Annotated in this window: 17 protein-coding genes; 14 read left to right on the top strand and 3 right to left on the bottom strand. The window is 39.3% G+C overall.

The window, feature by feature from the left end; all coding sequences use genetic code 11:
* The first annotated feature begins 3 nt into the window (after positions 1-3).
* From NGI26_RS04125 to NGI26_RS04105, 5 genes are all read left to right on the top strand, one after another.
* The gene (locus NGI26_RS04125) at positions 4-939 is read left to right on the top strand and encodes a dihydroorotate dehydrogenase (RefSeq protein ID WP_251936363.1); all 936 of its coding nucleotides are present in this window, start codon (positions 4-6) and stop codon (positions 937-939) included.
* Between the two features lie 55 nt (positions 940-994).
* Complete coding sequence (locus tag NGI26_RS04120; RefSeq protein ID WP_251936361.1) at positions 995-1906, top strand: bifunctional riboflavin kinase/FAD synthetase; 912 nt, start codon at positions 995-997, stop codon at positions 1904-1906.
* A 122-nt stretch (positions 1907-2028) separates the two neighbouring features.
* Positions 2029-2988, top strand: a complete 960-nt coding sequence (locus NGI26_RS04115) for a hypothetical protein (RefSeq protein ID WP_251936359.1) — start codon at positions 2029-2031, stop codon at positions 2986-2988.
* 137 nt (positions 2989-3125) lie between these two features.
* On the top strand, positions 3126-4055 hold the full coding sequence (locus tag NGI26_RS04110) for a metal ABC transporter substrate-binding protein (RefSeq protein WP_251936357.1): 930 nt from the start codon (positions 3126-3128) through the stop codon (positions 4053-4055).
* Positions 4056-4062: 7 nt separating this feature from the next.
* Entirely contained in the window at positions 4063-7134 is a 3072-nt protein-coding gene (locus NGI26_RS04105; RefSeq protein ID WP_251936354.1) for a pneumococcal-type histidine triad protein, read from the top strand.
* Between the two features lie 35 nt (positions 7135-7169).
* Here NGI26_RS04105 and pepT read toward each other — a convergent pair whose 3' ends face one another.
* On the bottom strand, positions 7170-8393 hold the full coding sequence (gene pepT, locus NGI26_RS04100) for a peptidase T (protein ID WP_251936352.1): 1224 nt from the start codon (positions 8391-8393) through the stop codon (positions 7170-7172).
* Positions 8394-8547: 154 nt separating this feature from the next.
* Between pepT and hemH the strand changes: the two genes are divergently transcribed.
* The gene (gene hemH / locus NGI26_RS04095; protein WP_251936349.1) at positions 8548-9642 is read left to right on the top strand and encodes a ferrochelatase; all 1095 of its coding nucleotides are present in this window, start codon (positions 8548-8550) and stop codon (positions 9640-9642) included.
* Between the two features lie 288 nt (positions 9643-9930).
* On the opposite strand, the gene mnmE is transcribed toward hemH, so the two are convergent.
* Both mnmE and NGI26_RS04085 read right to left on the bottom strand, forming a co-directional pair.
* On the bottom strand, positions 9931-11304 hold the full coding sequence (mnmE, locus tag NGI26_RS04090; protein ID WP_251936347.1) for a tRNA uridine-5-carboxymethylaminomethyl(34) synthesis GTPase MnmE: 1374 nt from the start codon (positions 11302-11304) through the stop codon (positions 9931-9933).
* A 123-nt stretch (positions 11305-11427) separates the two neighbouring features.
* The gene (locus NGI26_RS04085) at positions 11428-11610 is read right to left on the bottom strand and encodes a 4-oxalocrotonate tautomerase (protein ID WP_223361292.1); all 183 of its coding nucleotides are present in this window, start codon (positions 11608-11610) and stop codon (positions 11428-11430) included.
* A gap of 121 nt (positions 11611-11731) precedes the next feature.
* Here NGI26_RS04085 and NGI26_RS04080 point away from each other — a divergent pair, with 121 nt between their 5' ends.
* Genes NGI26_RS04080 through NGI26_RS04045 form a run of 8 tightly spaced genes read left to right on the top strand, consistent with a single transcriptional unit; the run spans position 11732 to position 18104 of the window.
* Positions 11732-12316 (top strand): thymidine kinase, encoded by a 585-nt coding sequence (locus NGI26_RS04080; protein ID WP_251936344.1) that lies wholly within the window; start codon positions 11732-11734, stop codon positions 12314-12316.
* 2 nt (positions 12317-12318) lie between these two features.
* Positions 12319-13398: a peptide chain release factor 1 gene (prfA, locus tag NGI26_RS04075; protein WP_251936341.1), complete on the top strand. Its 1080-nt coding sequence runs from the start codon at positions 12319-12321 to the stop codon at positions 13396-13398.
* Entirely contained in the window at positions 13398-14234 is an 837-nt protein-coding gene (gene prmC / locus NGI26_RS04070) for a peptide chain release factor N(5)-glutamine methyltransferase (protein WP_251936339.1), read from the top strand. Before prfA ends, prmC begins: the two co-directional genes overlap by 1 nt.
* A complete protein-coding gene (locus tag NGI26_RS04065; protein WP_251936337.1) occupies positions 14218-14820 on the top strand; it encodes an L-threonylcarbamoyladenylate synthase in 603 nt (200 codons plus the stop codon). The genes prmC and NGI26_RS04065 overlap by 17 nt, the downstream gene beginning before the upstream one ends.
* A 1-nt stretch (position 14821) precedes the next feature.
* The gene (locus tag NGI26_RS04060) at positions 14822-15268 is read left to right on the top strand and encodes a GNAT family N-acetyltransferase (RefSeq protein ID WP_251936334.1); all 447 of its coding nucleotides are present in this window, start codon (positions 14822-14824) and stop codon (positions 15266-15268) included.
* Positions 15265-16521 (top strand): serine hydroxymethyltransferase, encoded by a 1257-nt coding sequence (gene glyA, locus NGI26_RS04055; protein WP_251936332.1) that lies wholly within the window; start codon positions 15265-15267, stop codon positions 16519-16521. Before NGI26_RS04060 ends, glyA begins: the two co-directional genes overlap by 4 nt.
* A 6-nt stretch (positions 16522-16527) precedes the next feature.
* Positions 16528-17502: a nucleoid-associated protein gene (locus tag NGI26_RS04050; protein ID WP_251936330.1), complete on the top strand. Its 975-nt coding sequence runs from the start codon at positions 16528-16530 to the stop codon at positions 17500-17502.
* Complete coding sequence (locus NGI26_RS04045) at positions 17502-18104, top strand: lysozyme family protein (RefSeq protein WP_251936328.1); 603 nt, start codon at positions 17502-17504, stop codon at positions 18102-18104. Before NGI26_RS04050 ends, NGI26_RS04045 begins: the two co-directional genes overlap by 1 nt.
* The last annotated feature ends 113 nt before the right edge of the window (positions 18105-18217 follow it).

The following is an 18217-nucleotide window of genomic DNA, read 5'->3' as shown; positions in this document are numbered from 1 at the left end:
TACATGACAACAAATCGATTACAAGTTTCTCTACCAGGCTTAGAATTAAAGAATCCGATCATCCCTGCTTCAGGCTGTTTTGGTTTTGGTCAAGAGTATGCCAAATACTATGATTTAGATCTATTAGGTTCTATCATGATAAAAGCGACGACTTTAGAACCACGTTTTGGGAATCCTACGCCACGAGTGGCAGAAACACCTGCTGGTATGCTCAACGCCATTGGTTTACAAAATCCTGGTTTAGAAGTCGTTCTCTCTGAAAAGTTACCTTGGTTGGAAAAAGAGTACCCAAATCTTCCTATAATCGCCAATGTAGCAGGATTCTCGAAACAGGAATACGCAGCAGTTTCTAGTGGTATTTCTAAGGCGAGTAACGTGAAGGCTATTGAGCTCAATATCTCTTGTCCAAATGTCGACCATGGAAATCACGGACTCTTAATTGGTCAAGATCCGGATTTGGCTTATGATGTGGTAAAAGCAGCCGTAGGTGCATCAGATGTGCCAGTTTACGTTAAATTGACCCCGAGCGTAACTGATATTGTGACCATCGCAAAAGCAGTAGAGGACGCAGGAGCTAGTGGCCTCACTATGATCAATACCCTTGTCGGTATGCGCTTTGATCTCAAAACTAGAAAACCAATCATTGCCAACGGTACTGGTGGAATGTCTGGGCCTGCTGTCTTTCCGGTAGCTCTTAAACTTATCCGTCAAGTGGCTCAAACAACGAATCTTCCAATCATTGGTATGGGAGGCGTAGATTCTGCTGAAGCTGCCATAGAAATGTATTTGGCAGGTGCCTCAGCCATTGGAGTCGGTACAGCAAACTTTACCAATCCATATGCTTGTCCTGATATCATTGACAATCTACCAAAAGTCATGGACAAATATTATATCGAAACTCTGGAGCAATTGAGAAGAGAAGTTAAAAGTAGCCTATAATCTTTTTAAATTCGTAATATTTTGAATGCCTTCTTCTTTTTGATATAATATGACTATGATTGTAACAATACCTATAAAAACTGAAAAAGACATTGCAACACCAGGTCCAACCGTCCTTGTATTGGGATATTTTGACGGTATTCACCTAGGGCATCAAAAATTATTTAGCATTGCTGGTGAAATAGCTGCTAAGAAAAGATTGAGTGTTGCCTTAATCACTTTCCATGAATCGCCAAAATTAACCTTAAATTCTTATTCGCCAGAGAATCTTCTTCATATTTTAAATGCTGAAGAACGTGAACGTAAGCTTAAGAGAGCTGGAGTCGAAAATCTCTATCTGATGGATTTCTCAAGTCGTATTGCAAATATGACAGCTCAAGAGTTCGTAGATAGCTTTGTCAAAGAAGCTAAAGCAGATACAATTGTAGTGGGATTTGACTATAGTTTAGGTTCTGATAGAAAATCAGCAGAAGATTTAAAAGAAATCTTTGATGGAGAGGTAGTTGTCGTTTCTGCTGTAGAAGATGAAAAAGGGAAGATTAGCTCTACTCGTATTCGACAAGCGATCCTTGAAGGGGATGTGAAAGAAGCAGGTCAGTTACTAGGAAGTCCTCTTCCAACAAAAGGAATTGTTGTACATGGGAATGCCCGTGGACGAACAATTGGATATCCCACTGCCAATCTGGTTCTTTTGGACCGTACTTATATGCCGGCAGACGGTGTTTATACTGTTGATATCGAAATTAAGAGAAAACTCTATCGAGGAATGGCAAGTGTCGGTAAGAACGTAACCTTTGATGGAGAAGAAGAACGTTTTGAAGTGAATATCTTTGATTTTAACGAAGATATTTATGGCGAAACAGTGACTGTCTATTGGTTGGATCGTATTCGAGATATGGTAAAATTTGATAGTGTTGAACAACTGGTAAAACAGCTTGAAGAAGATGAAAAAGCTGCGCGAAAATAAAAAGTAACAGTTCGAATGAAAGTTCGAGCTTTTTTATGATAAAATACTGAGAAAATAGGATAAAAGATGAGATATAAGTTTAAGTCTGATATAATTTTAATAAGATACTAAAGGAGACAATCATGTTTACAGAAAAAAGGAATAAGGGTTTTATTTCTGCACTCTTGATTTCGCTAGTATTTTTTTCAATTGCTGCTATTTCAGGATTCTTAGGTCAAATTCATAAGAAACCAACAGAGAGGTTTGCGGATACGACTGAAACGGGAAGAGAAGTTACCATGCCAGTTTACGGTATCTATCCTGAACCTGTTGGTGAAGTTGATGGTGGAACTGTAGTTTATATTGTACAATACAGCAATGAAGGTCAAGGGAAATTTGCTGTAGTTGAGTCAAAAATAAAGGATGAATCAATCAATAAACTTCTTGAAAATGCAGAAGATCTTGCTGATAATCCTGTTATTCTTACAGGTATACAGTTAGAACCCCTCACCAAGACCAATTTTATCAATACTTCGAAAAATACTAAGATTATTAATTTAGATGAGTTTATTCGTTCGATCCTTCCTGCTGAGTCGGTTGTCGCTCGTAATATGAATACAAGAATGTATCTCAGTTTAAGTGAATATTCTCGAGACAGCTTGAGCTATATTTTTGGTATTGTGATTTTTTCTGGTATGGGATTAATGACTTTAGTCGCAGCTTTTATCATCCTTAAGAAATCTATTGAATCATTCAAAGAGCTTTATCGTCTCTACCCTGAATTAGAAGGAAATCTTGAGCTGCTTGATACTCAAGCTGATTTTTACGACCAGGACTTGAAAGTTATTTTATATAAAAACCATCTCATTACTTACTACAAAGGAACTCAGGCCCTTGATCTTAGAGATGTGTGGAGGATCTATTTAGTGAGTACAAGTTTTAGCCGTTTTAATAAAGTTTATCAGTTTGTATACACTCGAAAGGATAGTTCTAAAAAGTATAGCTTAACTATTAGAAATACCAATAGAGTAGAAGAGCAATTAGAAGAATTCTGGAAACTTCTTCCCAAAAAATTTCCTGAGATCAACATTGGTAGTTTATAAGAAAGCATCTTTTAGGATGCTTTTTCTTTTGGGTAAAATTTTGGAAAAAACTGAATTTATAACTTGACATCGTAAATTTTTTGGAGTAGAATGTTTACTAGTTAATTAAATGGTTAAATACTAGTTAAGGAGTGTTTATGATAAAAAGAAGTATCCTATGGTTCATGATTGCTTGCTTTGCGCTTGCCTTAGGAGCGTGTGGACAAAAAGCCAGTCAAGAGAATCGTCATGAAACTAAGGGAATGAAGATTGTGACTAGTTTTTATCCTGTCTATGCTATGGTCAAAGAAATATCTGGCGACCTAAATGACGTTCGGATGATTCAATCTAGTTCAGGTATCCATTCTTACGAACCATCCGCAAATGACATTGCAGCCATTTATGATGCAGATGTTTTCGTCTATCATTCCCATACCTTAGAATCATGGGCGGGAAGTTTGGATCCAAGTCTGCAAAAGTCTAAAGTAAAAGTCTTAGAAGCATCAGAAGGTATGACCTTGGAGCGCGTACCTGGATTAGAAGATATGGAAGCCGGAGATGGAATTGATGAGAAAACCTTGTATGATCCTCATACCTGGCTTGATCCTGAAAAGGTTGCAGAAGAAGCACAGATTATCGCTGACAAGTTATCCGAACTAGACAGCGCAAACAAAGAAACTTATCAGAAAAATGCACAAAGTTTTAGTACCAAAGCTCATGATTTAACCAAAAAATATCAACCCATCTTTGAAAAAGCCAAACAAAAGACCTTTGTAACCCAACACACAGCTTTTTCATATTTGGCAAAACGATTTGGACTAAATCAACTTGGAATTGCTGGCATTTCTCCTGACCAAGAACCAAGTCCGAGACAGTTAACAGAGATTCAAGAATTTGTAAAGAATTATAAGGTTAAAACCATCTTTACAGAGAGTAATGTTTCGTCTAAGGTTGCTGATACACTTGTCAAATCAACAGGTGTGAGTCTTAAAACCCTCAATCCTTTAGAGGCCGACCCACAAAACGACAAGTCCTACTTGGAAAATTTAGAAGAAAATATAGCTATTCTAGCTGAAGAATTGAAATGAGGAGTTTATGAAAATGAATAAAAAATATCTAGCAGGATCTGCTATAGTTCTCACCTTAAGTGTTTGTACTTATATACTAAATCAGCATCAAACATATGAAAACAAAGAAAACAACCGAGTATCTTATGTTGAGAGCAAGGAATCGGGTGCTAAAAAGAATGAAAATCTGACACCTGATCAAGTCAATCAAAAAGAAGGAATAGAAGCCGAACAGATTGTTACTAAGATTACAGATCAAGGCTATGTGACTTCCCACGGTGATCATTTTCATTTTTACAATGGCAAGGTCCCTTATGATGCTATCTTTAGTGAAGACTTGGTCCTAAAGGATCCAAACTACCAGTTAAAAGATGAAGATATCGTCAATGAGATTAAAGGTGGCTACATCATCAAAGTGGATGGTAAATATTATGTCTATTTGAAAGATGCGAGTCATGCAGATAATATTCGTACCAAAGAGCAAATTGAGCACCAAAAGCAAGAACACACATCGGATAGAGGCAGTGACTTTAAGGAAGTCCTCGCTGCTCGAGCACAAGGTAGATATACAACGGATGATGGCTACGTCTTTAATCCTGCGGATATTCTAGAGGATACGGGTGATGCTTATATCGTTCCTCATGGAGGCCATTATCACTACGTACCAAAAAGCGCCTTATCTTCAAGTGAATTAGCTGCTGCTCAAGCTTATCTTGCCGGAAGAGGAAGTCAACCAAGTTCGACAGACTACAAACCGATTCCAAGTGTTGAACCAAGTCATCAAGTAGAAAAACCAGCTACAAGCAGTCCAGTACGAGAAGAAAATAATCTTCAAAGTCTTCTAGATCAACTTTACGCTTTACCAGTTAGTCAACGCTATCGAGAATCTGACGGTCTAGTATTTGATCCAGCTAAAATTACCAGTCGTACGGCTAGTGGAGTTGCTATCCCTCATGGAAATCACTACCATTTCATCCCTTATAGTAGCATGTCTGCTTTGGAACAAAAGATTGCACGTTTAATACCACTTTCAGGTCTTGTAACACCATCAAATTCTGTAGAAACTCCAAGTAAACCAAGTGAAGGCCATGAACACCACCATGACCACGAAGATGCAGATCACCATCACGAAGAAGACCATGGGAATGCAGACCATCATCACGATGAAGAAGAACATGACCATGACTTTGCAGCTGACCGAGTGATTAGCGAGGACGACCAAGGTTTCGTCGTTTCACATGGAGACCATGCCCATTATTTCTTTAAGAAAGATTTATCATCGGAGCAGATTAAGGCTGCACAAGAACATCTTCACGGTCATCAACAGACAGAACCCGTTAGACCACTAGCAAAAGATGTAGATGCTTTTTCAAGAGACGCGAGTGATGAAGAAAAGATAGCTTACATCTCTAAAACCTATGGTGTTCCACTTGAAGCGATTCGTATTTCAAATGGATTCTTTGTATTTGGTAATCCAGACCAAGCTTATGACCCAACTCACATTCACCCTTACGCGGTTCGTAAGGAACACGTTAGAATTCCACTTCAGACTGGAGATCCAGAACTTGATTTCCTAAACGAACTCTACACAACCGCTCTTCGTGATGGAGTTTCTCCTTATAGTTTGCAGGTTGAAAATGGTAGTTTCGTCATTCCTCATGGAGACCATAACCACTATATCAAGGTTCAAACTAAAGGTTATGAAGTCGCTTTGAAAAACAAAATTCCTGCATTACAGTCAACTTACCAACCTGGTGCTTTTGATGAAAAAGCAGTACAGTATAAGGTTGATCAACTCTTAGCAGAGAGCCGCGAGCTTTATAAAGATAAACCAAGTCTGCAAAGACAGATTGAACTTGCTTTGGGGCAATTCTCTGAAAATATGAAGAAACTCTCAACCAACTCTACTGCAGGATATCTTGCTGCTTTGGATTTGTTTGATAAGCAGTATATCCATATTGACTCTAGTGTCAAACCAACAGAAATCAGTCCTTTAGACAAAAAATATCAAGCTTTAGTAGATAAGATCAATACCTTGGATACAGATGCTTATGGACTTCCTAAAAAGGATCTCTTGACTCAGCTCCAAGAAAATAAACTGGCGCAAGATGAAGCAGGTTTAGATGCAGTTGAAGCTAAGTTACAAGCTCTGCAAGACTTTAATGACCGTACTGGCGTTACAACAGTCGAATACATCAAGTATTTCTACCAACATCTATCTGATGGACGCTTAAATGACAATCTCCGCAGTAAAGTTGCCAACTTAACTTGGACACTTTATCAGTCCCAATCCTTCCTTAAGGCAACTGACTTGAACAAACTCTTTCCAGAAATCTATCAAACAAAACTAGAAGTTGAAGAAGCACTGAAAAATGAGCCGGTTGCAAGCAAGACTTCTGAAACAATCTTAGATACAGAAAAAGTGGATGGTCATAGTGCTAAAACTGCTGTTTATGAGTTCTTGAAAGGTTTGTATGACGATATCAAACCTGAGGAACAAAGTAATCATGTCTTAAAAGGGCAGGTAGAAGGTCTCGTAACAAAAGCTGACGAATTAGTGAATCAAGTCAAGGAAGAGGGGGTTAAAGCTTCACTGGCTGACGAAGTGAAAAATCTGAAAGCTGCTTTGGAGAAAGAAGACGCAGATCTTGATGAATTAAATACACAAGTCCAAGATCTTCTAAAACGTATTTCACAGACTATTCAGAATGAGCGTGAAAATGCAAAACAAGATCCAGAGGTTGTAGCTCTCTATCAACAGCTTTATAACGGTATCATTGCTCTCCATAGTTATTTGGAATTGAATCATGGTTCAGATGCTGACTTTGAAAAAGTAGATGCTCTGTTTGATAAATTAGCAGCAGCAAGTAAGGATAAGCAGGCTCTTCTAGCAGTTGCTCAAGAAATTCTCTTATTGAACCAAGAAATCAGATCAAAAGCATCATCAAACCAAGCTGCACAAGTTGAAACAAGACAAGAAACACCAAGTCAAGCAAGTACTGAAGAGCAAGTAGAGAGCTCAGCGCATACAACAACTGAAAATACTGCTGAAACAACAACTGAACTGAATCCTGAATCAACAGAAAAAGTCGCAGAATAAAAAAAGACGAAGTAGCTTAGCCACCTCGTCTTTTTCTAGTCTTTATAAGCTACAATTCCAATAATAGTATCAACTGCACGTTCCATTGTTTGAAGGCTGACATATTCAAAACGGCCATGCATGTTTTCACCGCCAGCAAAGATATTTGGCGTTGGAATTCCCATAAAGGAAATCTTAGAACCATCTGTTCCACCACGAATAGGCTCGATAATTGGTGTAATATCAAGACTTTCTATTACTGATTTAGCGATGGTGATTGGAGTCATATCCTTTTCAATGACTTCTTTCATGTTGTAGTACTGGTCTGTCAATGTTAACGTTACACGATTGTTACCAAGTTCTTGGTTCATCTTATCAGCAATAGCTTGCATAGCAGCTTTACGCGCTTCGAAAGCCTCTTTTTCAAAGTCACGAATGATGTAGCTAGCACGCGCTTCCTCGACCGTACCTGTCACATCCATGAGATGGTAGAAGCCTTGGTAACCCTCAGTCAGTTCAGGTCGGTCACCAGCAGGAAGTTGATTGTGGAAATCAATGGCTAACTGAAGGGCGTTAACCATTTGTCCTTTAGCTGTTCCTGGGTGAACATTACGACCTTGGAAATGGAGCTCTGCACCCGCAGCAGAGAACGTTTCATACTGAAGTTCACCAAGAGGCCCACCGTCAACTGTATAAGCAAAGTCAACATTGAAGTCCTCAGCATCAAATTTGTTGGCACCGACACCGATTTCTTCATCAGGTCCAAAGCCGACACGGATTTCACAGTGTTTAATTTCAGGATGAGCGTTCAAGTATTCGATAGCTGTCATGATTTCGGCGATGCCTGATTTGTCATCAGCACCGAGAAGGGTGGTCCCGTCTGTCGTAATTAACGTTTGTCCAGAGTATTTTTCAAGACTCTTGAAATCAGCTGGATCAAGTTTGAAACCAGAATTCCCAAGTTCAATAACTCCGCCATCGTAGTTTTCAATAACTTGCGGGTTAACCCCTTCCGCATTAAAATCTGCAGTATCCATGTGAGAGATAAAACCAATTTTACGAGTCAAACTAGGATCGTTAGCTGGAAGTGTACCGATAGCAAAACCGTTTGGCAAATAATAGACATTTTGCAAACCGACACGTTTCATTTCTGGGATGAGGACATTAGTGGCAAAGTCTACTTGACTCTGAGTGCTTGGTGTAGTAGTAGAATTTTCGTCTGAACGTGTGTTAACCTTAACATAAGTTAAAAAACGCTCTAGTAATGTTGGATATTTCATCATAACTCCTTTTTTTCCTTCTTTAAAACCATTGTATCATAGAAAGAAGAGAAAAACAAAAGTCAAAAGGGAGATAAAATCCTTATGTTAGCGTTTACTTATGAGTTGTTTAGTGATACAATAAAAAAGATAAAAACATCACAAGGATACAGAGATGAAAAAAGCAATTTTAATGATGACATTTGGTTCACCAGAAGAGATTACCTTTGAAGGCGTAGCTGATTTTTTCACAAACATTCGTCATGGGGTGAGACCTCAAGACCACGAGATTCAAACCCTCTATGACAATTATGTACGAATTGGAGGAACTCCACTTCAAAAAATTACCCGTGAAGAAGTTGCCTTGGTAGAAGCTAGGTTGGGAAATGAATATAGTGTCTATTTTGCCAATAAATTTTCAACCCCTTTTATTCCGGATATAATTCGGCAAATGGAAGCAGATGGAATCGAAAAGTGTATTTGCTTGATTTTGGAGCCACACTATTCCTTTTACTCTGTCATGGGGTACGAAAAGTTTCTGGAAAGCAAACAAATTCAGTTTTTAGTTATTAAGGACTGGTATCAAGAAGAAGCACTATTAAACTATTGGGCAGCTGAAATTGCTAAGATTTTAAAAGAAAAGGTGAAACAAGATAGCTTTAAAGTCATCTTTTCTGCCCACAGTGTGCCCATTTTTGCCTTGGATTTTGGCGATCCCTATATCGACCAGATTTTCGAAAATAGCAAGTTAATTGCTGAGAAATTAGGCTTGAAACTAGAGCAATATACCAACACCTGGCAGAGTGAAAGTGATATTGGTATTCCATGGATTAAACCAGATGTATTGGAGTATCTTAGAGAACAGGAAGAACATCCAGAGCATTATATTTTTGTGCCTATTAGTTTTATCAGTGAGCATATTGAAGTCTTGTTTGATAACGATGTGGAATGTTATGAGTTATGTCAGGAATTGGAGGTGAACTACCATCGTCCACCAATGCCAAATACAGATTCTCGTTTGATTGATGCCTTGGTTAATACTGTCCGAGCTAACGAACATAAAGAATTTAGAGAATTCTTCCCAGAAGAAGAGACCTTTGATGAATTAGTCCCTTCGGAGGAAACTAAGAATATTTTAGATGAATCACAAGACTTACAAATGCCAGAATTTGTTAAAAAATTAATTGAGAAAAAAGGTCGTGAAAATGTCAAGATGCCTTATTTAATCAAAAAAATGCTTGAAAAAGCTGGCAAATTACCTAAAGACTAAGTGAAAATAGAAAAGTACTGGTAAATTTTGTTTCAAATATCTGCTAAGGCAGGATATAATTTAGAAAGTAAAAGAAAAGGCGGTGGGACAGAAATCGATAGACAAAGTCTTGATTTCGTAGTCCCAGCCCCGCGAGGATGATTAGGAGCTTTTTGGAGTCTAAAAGACGAACAAAAAGTTCAATCAGCTACCGCGTCAAATTATGATTGATAATAAAAAGTGAGGTCGGGATCTTTTTGTCCCAACCTCTTTTTAGGTGACTAGCATTTTTATGACCTAGTTTTTATGTTATTTACCTAAACAGAATTGGCTAAATAATTGTGTGATAAGCTCATCTGGCGCAGCATCACCAGTAATTTCTCCAAGAATTTCCCAGGTACGGGTCAAATCAACTTGAAGTAAATCAACTGGCATACCGAGTTCGAGACCTTCGTTAACAGCTTGCAGGCTTTCAACTGCTTTTTCAATTAATGAAATATGACGGGCGTTGGATAGATAGGTAGCATCTTGCTCAACAAGTCCTGCATTTTCGAAGAATAGATTATTGATTCGATCTTCAATCTTATCAATGTTTTGATTTTTGAGAACCGAAATGCGGATGATATCTTCAGGAAGTTCCTTTGTTTCAATAGCTTCTGGCAGGTCAGTTTTGTTGAGAAGAATGATTCGATTAGTATCTTGACTAATTTCAAGAAGTTGTCGGTCTTGAGTAGTCAGAGGTTCACTAGCATTTAGCACCAGTAGAACCAAGTCAGCTTCCTTGAGGGCTTTCTTGGAGCGTTCAACACCGATTTGTTCCACAATATCGTCTGTTTCACGAATACCTGCAGTATCAATCAATTTCAGTGGAACACCCTTGATATTCACATATTCCTCAATGACGTCACGGGTAGTACCTGCAATATCAGTCACGATAGCCTTGTCTTCGCGCAGGAGGTTGTTGAGGAGACTTGATTTCCCAACGTTTGGACGACCAATAATGGCCGTTGAAATTCCTTCGCGGAGGATTTTCCCACGACGTGCAGTTTTTAGGAGATTGGTCAAGAGTTGTTCAAACTCCATAGTTTTTTCACGGACAACAGCAGTAGTGGCTTCTTCCACATCGTCATACTCAGGGTAATCGATATTAACCTCAACCTGAGCCAAGGTATTGAGAATTTCCTGACGAGTATTGTTAATGAGGTCAGACAGGGATCCATCAAGTTGTTTGACTGCTATATTCATAGCCTTGTCAGTCTTAGCACGAATGATATCCATTACAGCTTCAGCCTGAGTCAAGTCTACACGACCATTGAGGAAGGCACGCTTGGTAAATTCACCAGGTTCTGCCATGCGAGCCCCTTCACGGATAGCCAATTGCAGGATTTCATTGGTCACGGCAATCCCTCCGTGGGTGTTAATCTCGATAATATCCTCACGAGTGAAGGTCTTAGGAGACCTCATAGCACCTACCATAACCTCATCCATCACTTTACCAGTCAAAGGGTCGGTAATGTGGCCGTAGTTAAGTGTGTGGCTAGCAACCTTGCTCAAGTCCTTGCCTTTAAAAATTTTTTGCGCAATAGCAAAGCTTTCTGTTCCGCTCAAGCGGACAATACCTATTGCTCCTTCTCCGAGAGGTGTGGAAATTGCAGCAATGGTATCAAATTCACGTGTAATCATGTTAATTCCTTTTTAAAAATGAAGCCTTTTATTTACTAATATCTCTTAAAATTGTAACAAAATATAGTGTTTTATTCAACGAATGCCACTTATTAAGAAAAGCCTAAGCATATTGCTTAAGCTTTATTTAGTGCGCATTTCACCTTGCGGGAAGTAAGTTCCTTCTGGCATATCGTTTATAATAACATGAACGGCAGATTGTGGTGCGCCAGTGTTACGAACCACAGCTTCAGTTACTTCCCTGGCTAGGGCTTTCTTTTGCTCTAAGGTGCGTCCTTCAAATAAATCGATGCGTACAAATGGCATAATAGTTCCTCCACTAGTTCTTGATTTCTTTTATTTTACCACATTTTGCCGTTTAAAGCTTTTGGAAAATATGGTATACTAGAATGTAGCAAAAAATTAGAAATGGACGTGAAATAGAAGCATGGCACAGTTGTATTATCGTTATGGGACTATGAACTCAGGAAAGACCATTGAGATTCTTAAGGTAGCCTATAACTATGAGGAGCAAGGAAAGGGAGTTGTTATCATGACTTCGGCTCTGGATACAAGAGACGGTGTAGGCTATGTTTCAAGTCGGATTGGCATGAAGCGACCAGCCATAGCTATCGATGATACTACGGATATTTTTGGGTTTATTCGAGATTTGGAAGTTAAACCCTACTGTGTTTTGGTCGATGAAGCCCAGTTTCTGAAGCGTCATCATGTTTATGATTTGGCTCGTATCGTCGATGAGTTAGACATACCTGTTATGGCATTTGGTCTGAAAAATGACTTTCGTAATGAACTTTTTGAAGGTTCAAAACATCTGTTGTTACTAGCAGACAAGATTGATGAGATTAAAACCATCTGTCAGTATTGTAAGAAAAAGGCAACCATGGTACTACGAACGCTGGATGGGAAGCCTACTTATGAAGGTGATCAAATCCAGATAGGTGGTAATGAAACTTATATCTCGGTATGTCGTAAACATTATTTTGCCCCTGAAATCAATAAGGAGAATGAGTAAGAATGAATATCTATGAACAACTACAAGCTGTAGAAGACCGTTACGAAGAATTGGGAGAATTGCTCAGTGACCCAGATGTAGTCTCTGATACCAAGCGTTTCATGGAGCTTTCAAAAGAAGAAGCTTCGACTCGTGACACAGTAACAACCTACCGTGAATATAAGCAAGTCCTTCAAAATATTGTCGACGCTGAGGAAATGATTAAAGAATCTGGCGGAGATGCTGACTTGGAAGAAATGGCCAAACAAGAACTCAAAGATGCCAAGGCCGAAAAAGAAGAGTACGAAGAAAAACTCAAAATCTTGCTTCTTCCAAAAGATCCAAATGATGACAAGAACATCATCCTTGAAATCCGTGGAGCTGCAGGAGGAGATGAGGCAGCACTTTTCGCTGGCGACCTTCTAACCATGTACCAAAAGTATGCTGAAGCTCAAGGTTGGCGCTTTGAAGTCATGGAGGCTTCTATGAACGGTGTCGGTGGTTTCAAAGAAGTGGTTGCCATGGTGTCAGGTCAGTCTGTATACTCTAAGCTTAAGTATGAGTCTGGTGCTCACCGTGTTCAACGTGTTCCTGTGACAGAGAGTCAAGGTCGTGTCCATACCTCGACAGCGACAGTTCTTGTCATGCCTGAAGTAGAAGAAGTTGAATACGATATTGATCCAAAAGACCTTCGTGTTGACATCTACCACGCGTCTGGTGCTGGTGGACAGAACGTCAACAAGGTTGCGACTGCAGTTCGTATCGTTCACTTGCCGACCAATATCAAGGTTGAGATGCAGGAAGAACGTACCCAACAGAAAAACCGTGAGAAGGCCATGAAAATCATCCGTGCGCGTGTTGCTGACCACTTTGCACAGATTGCACAAGATGAGCAAGACGCTGAGCGTAAATCAACAATCGGTACTGGTGATCGTTCAGAGCGGATTCGCACTTATAATTTCCCACAAAATCGTGTAACAGACCACCGTATTGGATTAACCCTTCAAAAACTAGATACGATTTTGTCTGGTAAATTGGATGAAGTTGTGGATGCCTTGGTTCTTTATGACCAAACACAGAAATTAGAAGAATTAAACAAATAATGAAATTAGCTCAATTATTTTCAGATTTTGAAGAAGAGTTGATAAGACAAGGAGAGGAAGCAGAAAGCCTCTCCTTTGTCTATCGTAGCCTGAAAAATCTCTCTTTTACAGACTTCGTCTTCACACTTCATCAAGAAATCACTGATGAAGATTACAAATTTGTAGAGGACATTTTCATCAAGCTAGCTAACCACATTCCCGCCCAGTACATCATTGGTCATGCTAAATTCTTTGGGATGCAGTTAAAGGTGGATGAGAGAGTCTTGATTCCTCGCCCTGAGACAGAAGAGTTGGTGGAAGTCATTTTGTCTGAGAATCCAAAGGAAAATCTCAAAGTATTAGATATTGGGACAGGAAGCGGAGCGATTGCGCTAGCTCTAGCTAAAAATAGACCAGATTGGTCGGTTACAGCTGCAGATATTTCTCAGGATGCTTTAGAGCTAGCAATGGAGAATGCTAAGGTTCAAGATCTAAATCTCTCATTTATCAATTCTGATTGTTTCTCTGAAATTTCTGCAAAATATGATATAATTGTATCCAATCCACCATACATTTCTCATGAAGACCAAGAAGAAGTTGGTTTGAATGTCCTACATTCCGAACCTCATCTGGCACTCTTTGCAGATGAAGATGGTTTAGCAATCTATCGCAGAATCGCGGAAGATTCCAAGGACTATCTAAATGATGGTGGTAAGATTTACCTTGAAATTGGTTACAAACAAGGACAAAGTGTCCCAGCAATTTTTAGGGAGAATCTTCCTGAAAAACAAGTGAGGATAATCAAGGACCAATTTGGTCAAGATAGGATGGTTGTTGTTGATGATGGAGAAAATTAAGCAAGAGTTGGAAAAAGGTAAAGCTGTAGTTTTGCCTACAGAAACAGTTTATGGCCTCTTTGCAAAGGCACTAGATGAAAAAGCTGTTGACCATGTCTACCAACTGAAACGTCGTCCTAGAGACAAGGCACTCAATCTAAATGTCGCTGGTCTGGACGATATCTTGAGCTTTTCTAAGAATCAGCCACCCTATTTACAACAACTAGTTGACCACTTTTTACCTGGTCCATTGACCATTATCCTAGAAGCGAATGAAAGGGTTCCTTACTGGGTCAACTCAGACATGGCTACAGTTGGTTTTCGGATGCCGAGTCATCCTGTTACCTTGGAATTAATCCGTGAGTTTGGTCCTTTAATCGGTCCATCTGCTAATCTCTCAGGTCAAGCTAGTGGGGTTAGCTTCTACAAGATTCTACAAGATTTTGATCAAGAGGTTCTGGGAATAGAAGATGATGCTTTTTTAACAGGTCAAGATTCGACTATTATAGCCTTATCTGGCGACAAGGTGAAGATTCTACGCCAAGGAGCGATTACACGAGAAGATATTCTTTCCAAGATATCAGCAATCCCTTTTGAGGAGGTATGATATGCTACGTGCTTTGAAAGCAACTGATGTTGCATCTATTTATGAGATTAACAAAGAGGCTTTAGGTTATGCTTTTAGTCCAGATGAAACGGCTAGTCAACTAGCTAAAATGTCTCAAGATCCTCATCATTTCCTACTAGGTTTCGAGAATCCAACTAACCATGACTTACTAGGTTATGTTCATGCAGAAGTCTACGAATCACTCTATTCACATGCAGGATTTAATATTTTAGCTTTGGCAGTATTACCCCAAATGCAAGGTAAAGGAATCGGAAAAGCTCTACTCGAAGGATTAGAACAAGAAGCAGAAATACGTGGCTACACGTTTATACGTTTGAACTCTGCAGACCATCGTATTGGCGCTCATACTTTCTATGAAAAAGTTGGTTATACCTGCGATAAAACACAGAAACGATTTATTAAATTGATTAAAGGAGAATCCCTATGATTTTTGACAAAGATGATTTTAAAACATATGACGCAGAGCTTTGGAATGCCATTGCTAGAGAAGAAGAACGCCAACAAAACAACATCGAGTTGATTGCTTCTGAAAACGTAGTATCAAAGGCTGTTATGGCTGCGCAAGGGTCCATCTTGACCAATAAATATGCTGAAGGTTACCCAGGACGTCGTTATTACGGTGGTACGAATGTAGTAGATGTCGTCGAAAGTCTAGCGATTGAACGGGCTAAGGAAATCTTCGGAGCAAAATTTGCCAATGTCCAACCTCACTCAGGAAGTCAGGCTAACTGTGCTGCTTATATGGCTTTGATTGAGCCAGGTGATACAGTTATGGGAATGGATCTAGCTGCAGGTGGTCACCTGACCCACGGAGCTCCTGTCAGTTTCTCAGGTCAAACCTACAACTTTGTTTCATATAGTGTTGATCCTGAGACAGAACTCTTGGATTTTGATGCTATCTTGAAACAAGCCCAAGAAGCGCAACCAAAACTAATTGTTGCCGGAGCTTCAGCTTATTCTCACATTATCGATTTCTCTAAATTCCGTGAAATTGCAGATGCTGTTGGGGCAAAATTGATGGTCGATATGGCTCACATTGCTGGATTGGTTGCAGCGGGCCTTCACCCAAATCCAGTGCCTTATGCACATATCACTACAACAACGACTCACAAAACCCTTCGTGGACCACGTGGCGGTTTGATTTTGACTAACGACGAAGATCTTGCAAAGAAAATTAATTCAGCTATTTTCCCTGGTATTCAAGGTGGACCATTAGAGCATGTTATCGCAGCAAAAGCTGTTTCATTCAAAGAAGTATTGGATCCTGCTTTTAAAGAATATGCTGCTAATGTTATCAAGAACAGTAAGGCTATGGCAGATGTCTTCTTGCAAGATCCTGATTTCCGTATTATCTCTGGAGGTACTGAGAATCACCTCTTCCTTGTGGATGTCACAAAGGTTGTAGAAAGTGGTAAAGTAGCCCAAAACTTATTGGATGAGGTCAACATTACCCTTAATAAAAACTCAATCCCTTACGAAACATTGTCACCATTCAAGACAAGTGGGATTCGTATCGGAGCGGCAGCAATTACTGCTCGTGGTTTTGGTGAAAAAGAAAGCCGTCAAGTTGCTGAATTGATTATCAAAGCCCTTAAAAATGCAGAAAATGAAGCTGTCTTAGAAGAAGTGAGAAGTGAAGTCAAAGCTTTGACAGATGCCTTCCCATTATATGAGGACTAACATTTTATGGACATTTATATTAAGAAAGCCATTATCCATCAGTTCAGCCCTGATGATACAGAGTTGTTCTTAGCAGATAAGTTTCTCAATATCACTCCTAAAATCGAGGAATACTTGCGTAAAAAAGTGGAGCGTGTTTATTCGGACGATGCCAAAACTGGTATTTTCGAAGAGGATAATCCTTTTTTCAACCACATCACAGAAGATCTAATGGAAACTTCAGTGACAATTACCAATCTCTGGAAAGAGGAATTCTCTGTATCTGAAAATCAAAAGACCAATGATTTGGTCTTTGTCCAGTTTTCAAAAGAGGGAGTCGAACACTTTGCCTTTTTACGAATTGCATTGCGTGAAACTTTGACACACTTAGGTGGCGAGGTTGACAATCCGATCAAACTAACACAAAATAACTTACCTGGATTTGGAACTGGAGCAGATGAAGCCCTAGTTGTTAACCTCCAAAGCCGCAAGTACCACTTGATCGAAAAACGCATCAAGTATAATGGTGCCTTTTTGAACTACTTTTCTGAGAATCTTATTCAAGCACAACCAAAGATTTCACCTAAGAAATCTATTAAGGAACTAGAAAAAACGGCTCAAAAAATTGCCGAAACCTTTAATACAGATGATTTTCAATTTCAATCAAAGGTAAAATCAGCAATTTTCAATAATCTTGAAGAGAACAATGAGCTCTCTCCAGAAAAATTAGCCAATGATCTTTTCGATAATAATCTGACTGCTCGGCTTAGCTTCATTGACCAGGTCAAAGAGGCGGTACCAGAGCCAGTACAGTTTGATGAGATTGATGCCAGTCGTCAGTTAAAGAGATTTGAGAATCAGAAACTTTCCTTGTCAAACGGAATTGAACTCATCGTACCAAACAATGTCTATCAAGATGCAGAATCCGTTGAGTTTATCCAAAATGATAATGGGACTTATTCTATCTTAATCAAAAACATCGAGGATATTCAAAATAAATAATGTTTAAATTGATACGAAGAGTGCTAGTGCTAGCAATCTTCCTTTTCGTTGGATATAAAGCTTTTCTCATTCGTCAGGATGTCAAACAAGTCATGACTTATCAACCTATGGTACGTGAAATCTTGAACGAAAGAGATACTCCAGCAAACGAAGAGCTTGTGCTCGCCATGATCTATACAGAAACGAAGGGTAAAGAAGGAGACGTGATGCAGTCAAGTGAATCTGCTAGTGGCTCTACTGATACCATAAACGATAATGCTAGTAGTATTCGGCAAGGGGTTCAAACCTTAACAGAAAACCTCTATCTAGCTCAAGAAAAAGGAGTAGATGTCTGGACGGCTATACAGGCTTATAACTTTGGACCTGCTTATATTGATTTTATCGCCCAAAATGGGAAAAAGAATACTATTGCACTAGCTAAGCAATACTCCAGAGATACAGTTGCGCCGATACTAGGGAATACAACAGGAAAAACCTATCGCTACATCAACCCCATTTCTATCTTTCAGGGTGGAGAACTATATGTGGATGGGGGAAACTATTATTACTCTAGACAGGTTCAATTAAATCTCTATATTATGAAAATTTTTAATCTATTTTGAGAGGCTGGGATAAAAGTCCTAGCCTCTCAATTGTCTTTGGATTATCGAGCAAGACGCAGTGGTTGAGTGGGCTCTACTACGCTGATTTCATCAGCTTTTACAGCCCTACTCAA

Source organism: Streptococcus sp. Marseille-Q0941, from assembly GCF_943736975.1.
Classification (GTDB): Bacteria; Bacillota; Bacilli; order Lactobacillales; family Streptococcaceae; genus Streptococcus.
This window is presented reverse-complemented; position numbering and strand designations above follow the sequence as displayed.